The organism is Afifella sp. JA880, assembly GCF_025379905.1.
In the GTDB taxonomy this organism is placed as follows: Bacteria; Pseudomonadota; Alphaproteobacteria; order Rhizobiales; family Afifellaceae; genus Afifella; species Afifella aestuarii.
Genome location: NZ_JAOANH010000001.1, coordinates 1678722 through 1691926 on the forward strand (window position 1 = coordinate 1678722; position 13205 = coordinate 1691926).

General features: G+C 65.7%; 13 protein-coding genes and 1 tRNA gene. 7 read left to right on the plus strand and 7 right to left on the minus strand.

Annotated features, from left to right (window positions below):
* The first annotated feature begins 16 nt into the window (after nucleotides 1–16).
* Both NYQ83_RS07910 and yacG read left to right on the plus strand, forming a co-directional pair.
* On the plus strand, nucleotides 17–655 hold the full coding sequence (locus NYQ83_RS07910) for a Maf-like protein (protein WP_128292190.1): 639 nt from the start codon (nucleotides 17–19) through the stop codon (nucleotides 653–655).
* Nucleotides 652–852 (plus strand): DNA gyrase inhibitor YacG, encoded by a 201-nt coding sequence (gene yacG / locus NYQ83_RS07915; protein ID WP_261213794.1) that lies wholly within the window; start codon nucleotides 652–654, stop codon nucleotides 850–852. The genes NYQ83_RS07910 and yacG overlap by 4 nt, the downstream gene beginning before the upstream one ends.
* Nucleotides 853–923: 71 nt before the next feature.
* Here the strand turns inward: yacG and NYQ83_RS07920 are convergent, their stop codons facing one another.
* Together NYQ83_RS07920 and NYQ83_RS07925 are read right to left on the minus strand one after the other, a co-directional pair.
* Nucleotides 924–1367 (minus strand): hypothetical protein, encoded by a 444-nt coding sequence (locus NYQ83_RS07920; RefSeq protein WP_261213795.1) that lies wholly within the window; start codon nucleotides 1365–1367, stop codon nucleotides 924–926.
* Nucleotides 1368–1693: 326 nt separating this feature from the next.
* Nucleotides 1694–1930 carry a hypothetical protein gene (locus NYQ83_RS07925; RefSeq protein ID WP_261213796.1) on the minus strand — a complete coding sequence of 79 codons (237 nt, stop codon included), beginning with the start codon at nucleotides 1928–1930 and terminating at the stop codon, nucleotides 1694–1696.
* Nucleotides 1931–2149: 219 nt separating this feature from the next.
* On the opposite strand from NYQ83_RS07925, the gene NYQ83_RS07930 reads away from it, so the two are divergent.
* Both NYQ83_RS07930 and NYQ83_RS07935 read left to right on the plus strand, forming a co-directional pair.
* Nucleotides 2150–2225 (plus strand) — tRNA-Phe (locus tag NYQ83_RS07930).
* A gap of 231 nt (nucleotides 2226–2456) precedes the next feature.
* Nucleotides 2457–3131, plus strand: a complete 675-nt coding sequence (locus tag NYQ83_RS07935; protein ID WP_261213798.1) for a hypothetical protein — start codon at nucleotides 2457–2459, stop codon at nucleotides 3129–3131.
* Between the two features lie 21 nt (nucleotides 3132–3152).
* Here the strand turns inward: NYQ83_RS07935 and NYQ83_RS07940 are convergent, their stop codons facing one another.
* The 3 genes from NYQ83_RS07940 to ybaK form a co-directional block, all read right to left on the minus strand.
* Nucleotides 3153–3500 (minus strand): ArsC family reductase, encoded by a 348-nt coding sequence (locus NYQ83_RS07940; protein ID WP_261213997.1) that lies wholly within the window; start codon nucleotides 3498–3500, stop codon nucleotides 3153–3155.
* Nucleotides 3501–3624: 124 nt separating this feature from the next.
* A complete protein-coding gene (locus tag NYQ83_RS07945; protein WP_261213799.1) occupies nucleotides 3625–5064 on the minus strand; it encodes a DUF763 domain-containing protein in 1440 nt (479 codons plus the stop codon).
* A gap of 87 nt (nucleotides 5065–5151) precedes the next feature.
* Nucleotides 5152–5625 (minus strand): Cys-tRNA(Pro) deacylase, encoded by a 474-nt coding sequence (gene ybaK, locus NYQ83_RS07950; RefSeq protein WP_261213801.1) that lies wholly within the window; start codon nucleotides 5623–5625, stop codon nucleotides 5152–5154.
* A gap of 211 nt (nucleotides 5626–5836) precedes the next feature.
* On the opposite strand from ybaK, the gene NYQ83_RS07955 reads away from it, so the two are divergent.
* The gene (locus tag NYQ83_RS07955; protein WP_261213803.1) at nucleotides 5837–7210 is read left to right on the plus strand and encodes a glutamine synthetase family protein; all 1374 of its coding nucleotides are present in this window, start codon (nucleotides 5837–5839) and stop codon (nucleotides 7208–7210) included.
* 30 nt (nucleotides 7211–7240) lie between these two features.
* Here the strand turns inward: NYQ83_RS07955 and hutW are convergent, their stop codons facing one another.
* Both hutW and NYQ83_RS07965 read right to left on the minus strand, forming a co-directional pair.
* Nucleotides 7241–8623 (minus strand): heme anaerobic degradation radical SAM methyltransferase ChuW/HutW, encoded by a 1383-nt coding sequence (gene hutW, locus NYQ83_RS07960; protein ID WP_261213804.1) that lies wholly within the window; start codon nucleotides 8621–8623, stop codon nucleotides 7241–7243.
* A 112-nt stretch (nucleotides 8624–8735) separates the two neighbouring features.
* Complete coding sequence (locus NYQ83_RS07965) at nucleotides 8736–10928, minus strand: TonB-dependent hemoglobin/transferrin/lactoferrin family receptor (protein WP_261213805.1); 2193 nt, start codon at nucleotides 10926–10928, stop codon at nucleotides 8736–8738.
* A 294-nt stretch (nucleotides 10929–11222) separates the two neighbouring features.
* On the opposite strand from NYQ83_RS07965, the gene NYQ83_RS07970 reads away from it, so the two are divergent.
* Together NYQ83_RS07970 and NYQ83_RS07975 are read left to right on the plus strand one after the other, a co-directional pair.
* The gene (locus NYQ83_RS07970; RefSeq protein WP_261213806.1) at nucleotides 11223–12095 is read left to right on the plus strand and encodes a hemin ABC transporter substrate-binding protein; all 873 of its coding nucleotides are present in this window, start codon (nucleotides 11223–11225) and stop codon (nucleotides 12093–12095) included.
* 11 nt (nucleotides 12096–12106) lie between these two features.
* Entirely contained in the window at nucleotides 12107–13198 is a 1092-nt protein-coding gene (locus tag NYQ83_RS07975; RefSeq protein ID WP_261213807.1) for a FecCD family ABC transporter permease, read from the plus strand.
* Nucleotides 13199–13205: the final 7 nt, after the last annotated feature.

The window sequence follows — 13205 nt, forward strand, 5'->3', positions numbered from 1 at the left end:
TAAGCCGCCACGGCCAATGAACCGCCACAAGCAACCCCCCGCCCCCCTTGTGCTCGCCTCCGGCTCGCCGCGACGCCTGGCGCTGTTGGACCAGATCGGCATCATCCCCGATCGCCTTCTGCCCGCCGGCATCGAGGAAACGCCGGAGCGCAAGGAATTGCCGCGTTCGATGGCACGGCGGCTCGCCCGCACCAAGGCGGAGGTGGCGGCCCGGGCCGCCAGACGCGACCCGGCGCTCGAAGGCGCCTATGTGCTCGCCGCCGACACGGTGGTGGCGGTCGGTCGGCGGATTCTGCCGAAGCCGGAAGTGACGGACGAAGCCGCTGCCTGCCTCAGGCTCCTGTCGGGCCGGGCGCATCGCGTCTATACGGCGATCTGTCTTTTGACGCCGAAGGGCGCGACGCGGCAGAAGCTCGTGGAAAGCCGCGTGCGCTTCAAACGTCTGTCGCGCAGCGAGATCGAGATCTATCTCGCTTCGGGCGAATGGCAGGGGAAAGCCGGCGGCTATGCCATCCAGGGCCGTGCCGGGGCTTTCGTTGTGAAACTCATCGGCTCTTATTCCAATGTCGTCGGGCTGCCGCTGTTTGAGACCATGAACCTTCTCGCCGGCGAGCATTTCGACGTCTACGAACGCTGGACGGAGCCTGCGGCATGAGCGCACGCCTGACGCGGCCTCGTCGCGGCCCTGCCGTCGAACGCTGCCCGATCTGCGGCAAGCCGGCGAGCGCCGAAGACGCGCCCTTCTGCTCGACCCGCTGTCGCGAGGTGGATCTCAACCGCTGGCTCGGCGGCGCCTACCGCATTCCGGGCGAGGCCGTTCGGGAACCGGGCGGCAGCGACGACGAGGATTGAGGCCGAGGCGTCGCCTCAGGCCTGATATCGCGGCTCTTTCGGATTTCGGATTAACGTGCCGGCCGCGTCGCTCAGGCGGCGGCAAAGCCTACATGTGCGTCCATTTTGCCGGCGCGCGGCTCGACTGCGAACGAGCGGACGGTACAGCCGTACCGCGTCGCGAGGCGATCGCTGGCGCGTTTGGCAAGCTCGCTTGCCCGCTCCAGTTTGTAGCCGAAACGCCCGTCCTCCATGCCGCAGGGCACGAGATCGCGGAAAATCAGCCGCTCCAGTCCGCCGGCGCGCAAATCGCGGAGCGCGTAATCGAGCGCGAGGATCAAATCCTCTTCCGCCTGAGATCCCCCCACGAAGTCGGAGACCACCACCTCGCCGCGGCCAGTCTTTTCAAGACGGACGAAGAAGAACGCATCGCCATCCGCGGTCACCTTCACGGAGAAGGCGTCGGCCGTGATGCTGAAGACAGACGGCTCTGTATCTTCAACTTCTTTTGGTACAGCGAATAGGTGCGCCGCCATTGCCCCGGCCTTCCGCTCAAGGATTCGTTAAGGTTATGCGGGGCTTCGGCGGTGATTTCAACTCCATCTGCGAAGCGAGCGGTCTGCGGCCTCCGGCAAGAGGCGACTGCGGACGCGGCAGGCAACTCTTAGAAGCGATCTGAAACAAAGGGCAGTTCGTTGAAAAGGCGCACGGTCTCGTTCGGCCCTGGCGCTCGCGCTCGCCTCCTCGGAGAGAACCCGCAGAAGATCACAGGGTGTGACGAATTTCCCCGTGAACCCGATTTTTCTGTGGGGATCGCCGCAAATTTCGTTGCGGCCCGCAAAAGAGGCGCGGGTCGCGCGGCTCAGCTCGAAGCCCGCTCCGGCCGCCGATTAAAGGGATCAAGGCCCGGCTGGCCGTCGAGCGACCGCAAAAGCGCGACGGTCTCGATGACCGTGCGGAGGTCGACACCCGGCAGAGCGACGACGAGGCTTTTCAGCCTCCGTGCCTCGGCCACCGTCCCTTTCCGGCCGGGCGCGGTCGGATCGGCGCTCTTGGCCCCCTCGGCCCCCGTGTCTTTCGGCTTTGCGAGATCGCCCATCGCTTCGCTGCCCCCCGCCTTTTCCTTGGAGGCGGCGGCGTAAAATTAGCTTTAAGGGTGGGTGATGCAGCACGAGCCCAAACGTGCGGATTGCAAGGCGGCAACGATCCACGCCTTAACGCGCCAGACGGCTGGACAGCGGCGGCGACGTCTCCTATAAGGCCGATCGCTTCGGGCTGATCGCCCAAGCCGCCGGAGGCTCTTCGCCTCGCCGGCCATGCCCAGGTAGCTCAGTTGGTAGAGCAGCGGACTGAAAATCCGCGTGTCGGTGGTTCGAATCCGCCCCTGGGCACCATTTCTCTTTATTTCTCAAAATCTAGGCATTTCCCAAAATCTTGGATGCGTTGCGCGGTGGCGCGACCATTCCGGCACCGATCGCGAAGCCGGCCCTTAACGATGCACGTCTCGCCGGCTCTCGGGCGCCTCGGCTGCTCGACGAGCAGACAGATCTTAACGCCGATCCGCAGCGACCGTTCAGCTTGATTGACAGTCTGTCATCTGACCGTCATGAGACGTTCGCAGTCCCATGATTCCCTCCCAAACATATCCTTCTGTTCCGCGCTGGCTCGGCTTCGGCGTCGCTTTGTCGGTGATCGGCATCGCAATCGGCTGGTTCGTCGAAACCCAGACGTCTCATGCCGCAGCCTGGTTTGCCGAAAACGGCCCTGTGGAATGGCCGCAAGCCGTTTTCGTGGCCCTCGCCGCGGCGCTCTTCCTCATTCGTGCCATGCGCTCGCCCGGGCCGATCGGCACGTGGTGCATCCCGATCGCCTATCTGCTCGCCTGCGCCATCGTTCGCGAAATGCCCGCCTGCGAAAGCCACACTTTTGATGGCGGCGCGTGCATCGAAAGATCGTGGAAAGCGGTCCTCTTCAGCGGCGGCGCCGCCGTCGCTCTCATCGGCCTCTTCTGGCGGCGCGATGACATCGCGGAGATGATCAGGCCGCGCTGGTTCCTCGCCTTCTGGCCGCTCGGCATCGCTGCGCTCTTGCTGTTCATCGGCGAAGCCGGCGAGGACTTCCACCACGAAGGGGTGGAGGAAATGCTCGAATTTGCGGCCTATCTCTACGCGCTCTGCTTCGGCGTCTGGGTGCTCCGGTATACGCAATCGGCGAGTGTCCCTGCCCGCCCTGATCTCACGGGATTTCAAGCGGCCGAGACGCGGGGCGCTCCGCAATCACACCCACATCCGCAGGGATGAGCGCCCAAATGCGCTCGCGCCTCACCCGAGCGCTTTTTCATATTCCGCCGGCTTGAAGCCGACGAGAAGCCCTGTCGGCGCCTCCAGAACCGGGCGTTTGATCATCGAGGGCTGCTCCCGCATCAGCGCGATCGCCTTGTCGCGGTCGAGATCCGCCTTCTTCTCGTCCGGCAGCTTGCGAAACGTCGTGCCGGCGCGGTTCAGGAGCTTCTCCCAACCGGCCGCATCCGCCCAGCCCTGAAGCCGCGGCTCCTCGATGCCCGCCGTCTTGTAATCGTGGAAGGCGTAATCGACCTGATGCTCGTCGAGCCAGGCGCGCGCCTTCTTCATCGTCGTGCAGTTCTTGATGCCGTAGATGGTGGTCAAAATCGTCCTCTCCGCTTGCCTGCGCCTTTGAGAGCGCCCCGTTCCATTGCGCCCCGTTCCATAGCGCATCGTTCCATAGCGCATCGGTGTTGCAACGGCAGCCTCCGTCCCGGCGCAATGGCCACGCTCAGCCAGAGCGCCGTCGCTGGCCTCGCGCGGGCGCGGCGCTCGAAAGATCAGCCCCAGAAAAATCAGCCCCAGAAGAATCAGCGGAGAAAAGATCGCCCGCAAAGAGATCGTCCGCCGGAGGCGCCGCCTTCTTTCCGCGTGAGGGCTTGGCCGCGGGCGCGCCTTCGCTCCTGGCGTTCCCCGGCCGCCGCGCCGCCGCCTGCACCTCGCTCTCCCAGCCGAAGACGCTGCGCCCGCCATAGGCTGCCGAATGGCGCATCTCTTCGCCGGTATATTCGGCAAGCGTCGGGCCGTCCGCCACGGTTTCGAGCCGCCTTGCCTCGCGGTCGAGGCGTTTGATGGCGTCGAGCTTGTCGTCCTGGCCGAGCTTTGCCCGATCGACGGCCCGCCGCATGACGCGAATCGTCTCGTCATAGACTTTTGTGGGCACCGGAAAGGGATGCCGGTCCTTGCCGCCATGGGCGAGCGAGAAGCGGGCGGGATCGGTGAAGCGGCAGGGCGCGCCATGCACCACCTCCGCCACCATGGCGAGCGAGCGCACCGTGCGGGCGCCGACGCCCGGCGTCAGAAGCAACTCGGAAAAATCCTGCGGCCCGCATTCGGCGGCGGCGGCGAGCGCCCCATGGAGCCGCCGGCTCACCACGTCTTTCAGGCGCACATCGTGGTGCTCGGGCATTATGAGATGCGGCAGAAGCGGCGCTTCTTCCTCGGCCGCCGCAGGCTCGGGCCTGCCATCGAGGGCGGCAAATTCGCGGACGATGCCGGTGACGCCGACATCGCGCAGAAGATCGATCTGGCGCTCGCGCGAGGCGGCCGCGCGGTGGTCGGCGAGATTGACGATTCTGCCCTGATTGCGGCCTTCGATCGCCGCATGCGGCGCATCGACGAAACTTGTCAGATCTTCCGACAGCCAGTGATAGCGGCGGGCAAGCCGCGTCTCGCCGTTCATCCCCTGCTGGATCACCACCCATTTGCCATCATCGGTGACGATGAAACCGTGCAGATAGAGGTCGAACCCGTCCTGCAGCGCGGCGCTGTCGACCTTGGCGACAAGGCGGCTCGCGCGCGAAAGCGCCGTCCCGTCGAAGCCGACACGCCCGCCGATCGCCACGAGTTCGTCGGGCGTCTTGCGCGAATGCCGGCCGCGCCCGCCGCAGACATGCAGCCCGAGCTCGCCCGAAAGCGGCGCGAGCCCGCGCTTCAAGGCGCCGATGACGGAGGTGGTGATGCCTGAGGAATGCCAGTCCATCCCCATGACGGCGCCGAAGGACTGAAACCAGAAGGGATGAGAGAGCCGGCGCAGAAACTCGTCGCGGCCGTAATGATGGACGATCGCCTCCGTCATCACCGTGCCGAGCGCCGTCATCCTCTGCCCGAGCCAGGCCGGGACACGGCCATTGTGAAGCGGCAGATCGGCACTGCCGGCGCGTCGGACCATCAAAGGCTCCGTCAGGAACGAAAGAGGAACTTATCTAGCATGTGGGCCGCGGCGTGCCTACCGCCTCATCCCGCAACTGGAACGCGCTCAGGCAATCAGCGACACCGCCTTGGCGCCAAGGGCTTTGAGCGCATCGGCGGGGGCAAGCTCCACCATGACGCCGCGCTGGCCGCCATTGATGATGACCTGTTCATGCGCCATCGCCGCCTCTTCGATCGCGGCCGGCACTTTGCGCTTCTGGCCGAAGGGGCTGATGCCGCCGACATGAAAGCCGGTCAGCCGCTCCGCCGCCTCCGGTTTCATCATCTCGGCATGCTTGCCGCCGAAGGCCGCCGCGACCTTCTTCATGCTGAGCTCGCGGTCGGAGGGAATGACGGTGCAGACGGGCTTGCCATCGACCTCCACCATCAGCGTCTTCAGCACGCGCTCCGGCGCGGCGCCGATCGCCTCGGCCGCCTGCAGGCCGATGCGGGCCGCGTCGGGATGGTACTCGTAAAGATGCACGGCGAAAGCGACGCCCGCCCGCTTCAGAGCCAGCGTCGCCTGGGTGGTTTTGGACATGCGTCTTCTCTACCTCCTTCGTGCGGCCCGGCCAGCACCGCAAAGGCCCTACGAAGGGACGTGCCTGCAAGGCTTGCGGGAGGCGGCTGGCTGGTGGATAGGGCGTGGTCCGCGGCATCGTCAATCGTCCCGCGGGGCACACAGGCGATGCTTTCAGGCCCGTGCGGCGGGAGATTCCTGCCACGGCACAGATAACACAGAGGAAACCGGCATGAGCGGCAGGCTCACTTTGGAGGAATTGAGGGCCCTTGCTGCGGCCGGGGAGATCGATACGGTCTTGTCCGCGCAGATCGACATGCAGGGGCGCCTCATGGGCAAGCGCTTTCATGTCGATTTCTTCCTCGACCACGCCTGGAAGGAGAGCCGCTCCTGCAGCTACCTGCAGGCGACCGATCTCGAAATGACCACCGTCGAGGGCTACCAATCGGTGAACTGGGTGACGGGTTACGGCGATTACGTCATGAGGCCGGATCTCGCGACGCTGAGGCGGGTCCCCTGGCTCGAAGCGACGGCGCTCGTCATCTGCGATGTCCTCGATCCGCAAACCTTGGAGGAGGTGCCGCATTCGCCGCGCGCGCTGTTGAAGAAACAGCTGAAGCGTCTGGAAGCGATGGGCCTTCGCGCCATGACCGCCTCGGAGCTCGAATTCTTCATGTTCCGGGAGAGCTATGAAGAGGCGGAAGCGTCCGCCTTCCAGAAGCTCAACACCTTCAGCGCCTATAACGGCGACTACAACATCTTCCAGAGCTCCAAAGAGGAAGATGTCATGCGCGCCATCCGCAACGGCCTCGCCGGCACCGACGTGCCGGTGGAAGCGACCAAGGGCGAGGCGGATGCCGGCCAGGGCGAAATCAACGTCCGCTATTCAGACGCGCTGACGATGGCCGACCGCCACGCCATCATCAAGAATGCGGTCAAGGAGATCGCCTGGCAGAAGGGCCGCGCCATCACCTTCATGGCGAAGTGGGACACCGACCATGCCGGCAATTCCTCTCACATCCATCAATCGCTGACGAGTTTGTCGGGCGAGCCGGTCTTCTTCGACCCGGATGGCGAACACGGCATGTCGAAGACGATGCGCGCCTATGTGGCAGGCCTCCTCGCCCATACCCGCGAGATCACCTATTTCCTCGCGCCCTACGTCAATTCCTACAAGCGCTTCACGGCCGGCACGTTCGCGCCGACGCGGGTCTTGTGGTCGCTCGACAACCGCACGGCCGGCTACCGTCTGTGCGGCGAAAACGGCAAGGCGATCCGCATCGAATGCCGGATCGGCGGGGCCGATCTCAACCCTCACCTCGCTTTCGCGGCCCTGATCGCCGCCGGGATCGACGGCATCGAAAAGGATATGCCGCTCGAAGAGGTGTTTCTGGGCGACGCTTACAGCGCCGACGACCGCGCGGATCGCGACGTCCCGAAGACGCTGCGCGAAGCGATCACCGCGCTCGAAGGCTCCACAATGCTGCGCGAAGCTTTTGGCGAGGAGGTGATCGAGCATTACCTCCATAGCGCGCGCTGGGAGCAGCACGAGGCCGACCGCATCGTTACGGACTTCGATCGCCGCCGCGGCTTCGAGCGCGCCTGAGGGCGTGCCGGCCTTTCGGCGGCCGGCGCGTCATCCGCCCGCCGTCTCGGCCTTGCACAATTGCGCCTGAAGCCATTCCAGCAGGTTCTGCGTCAGCGTCGCCTGCCAGAAGCGGCCAGCGAGCGTCAGGCGGAGCCGGCTCTTGTCCGCCTCGACCAGCCCCGCCCGCTGCCATTGCGCGAAGAGGGGCGCGAGCACGACATCGCCTTCAAGCCCTGCGCGGCGTTCGAGCTGCGCCGATAGCCAGGCGACGTTGAGCCGCCCGAGCTCCATCTCGCTCTTGATCAGGCTGAAGAGGTCGTGGTTCTCCGGCTGCCGCGTCAGCCGGCCGACGACGCAATGGCCCGCGGAGATCGCCTCCTGATAGGCGCGCAGATCATCGCCGATACCATAGGAATAGCCGCCGAGAGAGCCTCCGGCCCCGGCGCCGAACGCCAGGCATTCCGCCCCCGATTTGACAGCGTGGTTGTAGATGTTGCGCTCGCGTTCGCCCTGCCGCCAATGCCTCGTGGAGATCGAATGCCAGCCCGCCCGTTCAAACACCTCGCTCGCTTCGGCATAAAAGAGGCCGAATTCGGCGCGGTCCATCGGCGGGAACTTGCCCTTGTCGATCGCGGCCCGCAGCGGCGCATGCGGGATGAGCTTCAACGAATAGACATCCGCCCCGTCGAGACCGATGGCGATCGCCGTCTCCACGTCGTTGCGAAAGGCCTCGAGGGTCTGGCCGGGCAGACCATAGATGAGATCGACGACGATCGCGCCGCCATCGGCCTTCACCAGCCGGTCGAGAAACGCGATCAGTTCTTCGCGCGAGGCGCGCCGGCCGAGCGAGCGGCGAAGGCGGGTGTCGAAGGTCTGGACCCCGAGCGAGACGCGGTTGGCGCCCGCCTCGAAAATCGCAGCGATCTTGTCGTCATCAAAGCTCCGCGGTCGCCCCTCCACCGTGATTTCGCAATCGGGCGCGAGCGGCAGATATGTGCGCACCGCCGTGATGAGCCGGGCAAGATCGGGCGCCGAGAGGACGGTCGGCGTGCCGCCACCGAAATAGACGGCGTCGAGCGCGCCTTCCGCCTGATAGGGCAGATCGGCATCGCGCTGCAGATGCGCGATCAGCGCGTCGACATAAGCGGGGCCGGCCTCCGGTCTCCAGGCGTTCTGATAGAAGCCGCAGAACAGACAATGGTTTTCGCAAAACGGTACGTGCAGATAGGCGACGCCGTTGCGGGCGCGCGGCTGGCGGGTGAGCTCCCGCCACGTCGCCTCCCGGCTCTCCTCCGGCACCATCTGCGCGCCGAAGGAGGGATGCACCACGCGCTTTGCACCAAAGGCGTTGCGCAGCGGTGTGCCGTCTTCGGCGGCGAAGAATTCCTGCATGCGCCGCGCGGCCGGCGCCGTGATCTGAACGCTCTCCATCTCTGCCCCCAATTCTCATCTTTGCGGCCGCTGAAAGCGACTGCGGAAGGCCCGCGGGGATGAGCCTCACCGTCCCCGCGGGCCTCCTCTGTCCGGCGACTGGCCGTCCGAGTCAGCCACCGAAACGCAATGTGGCGCCGAGCTTCACGCTCAGGCCGGGCTCGTAGACGACCGAGGTCGTGGTCGCGTTGAGCGGATTGGCGTAGCGCACATCGAAAAGGTTCTCCGCACGCAGGCTGGCGCGGAAATTCTCGTTCACGTCGTAGCGCGCAAAAGCGTTCACGAGCGTGTAATCCTTGGCGTATTCCGCCCCGTCCGGGGCGATGTTGTGCTCCACCTCGCCACCGAAGCTGAGGCGCTGTTCGAGCAGGCGAAAGCCGAGAGAGCCGCCGAGCTGCGACGCCGGAATGGAGACGATATCCTCCTTGACCCCGTCCGCCTTGCGCCAGCCGTCGATGATGGAGGCCGTCAGGCCGCCGAAAATCCAGCCGGCATCGTAGGCGGCTTCGAGCTCGAAGCCGTGCAGCCGCGCCTCGGCGAAGTTCTGATACTGAAAGCAGATCGGCGCATAGGTCGGGCTGCCCAACAAATCCGGCCGCAGTGGACAGCCGCTCGTCGGGTCGAAGGCCGACAACGTCTGCCCGTCGATGAAATCGTCGACGTCGTTGTTGAAATAGGCGGCCTTCAGGCGCAGCCGATCGTCGGCGACGAAGAGCGAATCGCGCTGGTAATTGACGCCGAATTCCCAGGTCTTGCCGGTTTCCGGGCGCAGATCGGCATTGGGCAGGAAGGGAAAGGCGACGCCTGAGGGATGCAGACCGCTGATCAGGGTCTCTGTGGTCGTCGGCGAGCGATAGCCTTCCGCGTAGGTGCCGTAGACCTGCAGCCCGCCGAGGACCGGCCCTTCGAAGGGCGAGACGCCGACGGTCAGCCGCGGCGATAGCCGGTCGCCGTCGCTGTCGACATCCGTGCCGTCGAGTTCATAGCTGTCGTAGCGCAGGGCGCCGATGACCTCGAACCAGTGCCAGGTGAGCTTGTCCTGGACATAGGCACCCCACACCTTGCGATCGCCGGAGGGCGTATAGACATCGCTGCCGCCGAGCGGGCTCGATGTCGTCACCTCGTCTTTCAGCCAGTCGCCGCCATAGGTGAGCTCGTGCGCCAGCGCGCCGGTATCGAAGCGCGACGTGTTCCACAGATCGATCCCGTAGGTGTCGAGATCGTAGCTGGTCTTGGAGCCCGCCGGAACGTTGATCACCTCGCCCGTCACGGGATCGAACTGGCGCACATCCGTCAGATATTCCTGGTCGAGCTTCGCCTGGTTCCAGGAGCCGTTGATGTGGAGGTCGATCCAGGGATTGTCCGGATCGTCGAGCGCGTAGCGCGCCGTCAGCGTGTTCTGCGTCAGATCGAGATCGGAGGCGCCGGATCGTTCCTCCCAGCCGTCGTCGGTGCCGATCCAGCCGAGACGCAGCTCGCTGTAATCGTTCGGGCGGATGCTCGTCTTCAGCATGCCGCTCAAGACGTCGAAGCCGGTGCCCGACACCTCGTCGCCATGGCCGTCGTCATATTCGGAATAGTCGCGCCAGACGAGATTGCCGAGAACGTCGATATTGTCGTTGATGCGGGCGGCCCCCGTCCCGCTCATCGTCCAGCCATTGCCGTTGGTCTCGTACTGGCCGGTGAAGGAAATGGCGTATCGCTCCCATTCCTTCAGAAAATCGCGCGCATCCTTGGTCTCGAACATGACGACGCCACCGATCGCGCCGGAGCCATAGGTGTTGGCGACGGGGCCGCGGATGACATCGACCTGTTTCACCAGCATCGGGTCGATCCAAAAGGTGCTCTGCGTGCCGTGTCCTGAGCGCTGGAAATCCTGGCGCGCCCCATCGACGATGACGGCGACGCGGCCGAAATCCTGAAGACCGCGAATGTTCACCGAAGAGCTCAGGCGGCTCGAATCGGCCTGGACGGCAACACCCGGCACACCCTGCAGCATTTCGAGCGGCGTCGTCGCCATCTTGCGATCGAGCTCGTCCTGGCCGAGCCGGCTCACCGATGCCATGGTCTCGATGGCGCTTTCGCCGGTGCGGCTGATGACGGTGATCTCGTCGAGCGTCGTCACCTTCGGCTGGGCCTCCTGGGAAGCCTCGGACGCGTCACGCTCTGCGACCGCCGCCTCCTGCGCAAAGCCCGGAGCGGACAGCGCCAGCGACGCGGCACTGGCCAGCAATGCGCCATGCCATTTCGGCCGATAACCCCAGCCGCGCCTTCCGCCCTCGTCCTCACGCCTGCCCCAGCCCATGCCCTACTCCTCTTGCGGTCGGTGACGCCCGCGTTAAAACCTGACTTTTCACGTCATATATGAGCTGCGTAGAAAGTCTGATTTTTTTTGTCAACATTCTTTGGCAAGGAAGTTAGGATGCCCCCCAACATCGAACCGACGACATCGAACGGATTGAGGACGGCCATGACGGACAGGACAGGGACCGGATCGGCAAGGTGCGGATCGCCAAGACGCGGATCGCCAAGATGCGGATCGCCAAGTCGGGACGCGCGCGGACTGAAGGCGGGACGCGTCAAAGGCCGTGCGCTTGCCATGGCGCTTCTCGGCTTCGCCCTCTTTGCCACTCCGGCCGCGGCAGAGGAGACGGCGGGCGCACAGACGCAGGCGGCCTTCGCGCCCAACGCCTCGCTCGTCGCCATCGGCGGATCGATCACCGAGATCGTCTATGCGCTCGGAGAGGAGGACCGGCTCGTCGCCCGTGACACGACCAGCACCTATCCGGAGGCAGCGAAAGCCCTCCCCGATGTCGGCTATATGCGCCAGCTCGCCCCGGAGGGCGTTCTCTCCGTCAATCCGGGTGGCATCCTCGCCATCGAAGGCAGCGGCCCGCCCGACGCCGTGCACGTCTTGAAGGAATCCGGTGTGCCCTTCGTCACCATCGACGAGGGCTATGACCGCGACAGCGTGCTCGCCAAGATCCGTGAGGTGGGGAAAGCGCTCGGCGCCGAAGAACAGGCTCAGGCGCTTTCCGATGAGGTCGGCGGCGAGTTCGACGCGCTTGAAAAGGAGACTGCCGGCATTTCCTCACCCAAGCGCGTCCTGTTCCTCCTCTCCATGCAGGGCGGAAAGCTCCTCGCCGCCGGAACGGGCACGGCCGCCGATGCGATGATCCGGCTTTCCGGCGGCGAAAACGCCATCTCAGGCTACGAGGGCTACAAGGCGCTGTCCGAAGAGGCCGTCCTCGATGCGGCGCCGGATGCGGTCTTGATGATGGCGCAGGGTGCAAGCCACGGCATCGGCACCGATCAGGTCTTCGCCAATCCGGCTCTTGCGGCGACACCGGCGGGCGAGGTGAAAAACCTCATCCGTATGGACGGGCTCTATCTTCTCGGCTTCGGTCCGCGCGCGGCGTCCGCCGCCCGCGAGCTCCACCGGGCGCTCTACGGCGCGCCGGCCTCCAACTGAGGGCGCCTGTCATGACGCTCGACATCCTTCTGCCGGCGGCGGCGAAGCGCCGGTCGCTGCCCGTCGGGGACCGCTCCTTCGTGGCGAGGGCGACGATCGTTCTTCTGGCGCTTCTTCTCCTCGCCACCTTTCTCTTCAGCCTGACGGCCGGCGCCTCCGACGTCTCCCCGCTGCCGGTCCTGCGCGATCTCGTCTTCGGCGGCGGCGAGGTTTCGGCGCGCGACCGGCTCATCATCGGCGATATCCGCCTGCCCCGCGCCGTGCTCGGCAGCCTCGTCGGCGCGTCGCTCGCCGTCTCCGGCGCCGTCATGCAGGGGCTTTTCCGCAATCCTCTTGCCGATCCGGGCCTCGTCGGGGTCTCTGCCGGGGCCGGTCTCGGAGCGATCATCATCATCGTTCTCGGCTCGGGCGTGCTCGCTCCGGTGATTGCGCCTCTCGGCATCTACGCGCTGCCGTTTGCGGCCTTCTTCGGCGGGCTCCTCACCACCTGGATCCTCTATCAGGTGGCGACGCGCCGCGGGCAGACCTCGATCGCCACCATGCTCCTGGCCGGTATCGCGCTCGGGGCGCTCGCCGGTGCCGTCTCCGGCATCCTCGTCTTTCTCGCCAATGACGCGCAGCTGCGCGACCTCACCTTCTGGGGGCTCGGCTCGCTTGCCGGCGCCAGCTGGGTCAAGATCGCCGCCGCCGGTCCGATCATCGTCGCGGCCCTTCTTGCCGCACCGTTTCTCGCCCGCTCGCTCAACGCCATGGCGCTCGGCGAGGCGGCGGCCCATCATCTCGGCATTCCCGTGCAGCGCATGAAACTCATCGCCATCGTCACGGTCTCGGCCGCAACCGGCGCCTCCGTCGCCGTCTCCGGCGGCATCGGCTTCGTCGGCATCGTCGTGCCGCATCTGCTGCGGCTTCTGATCGGCCCGGACAACCGCTACCTGCTGCCGGCCTCGGCGCTTCTCGGCGCCGTCATGCTGCTTCTCGCCGACGCGATCAGCCGCACCATCGTCGCCCCGGCCGAATTTCCGATCGGCATCGTCACCGCCGCGGTCGGCGCGCCCTTCTTCCTGTGGATCCTGCTGCGCCGGCGCGGCGTGCTCGATCTGTGAGGGCGAA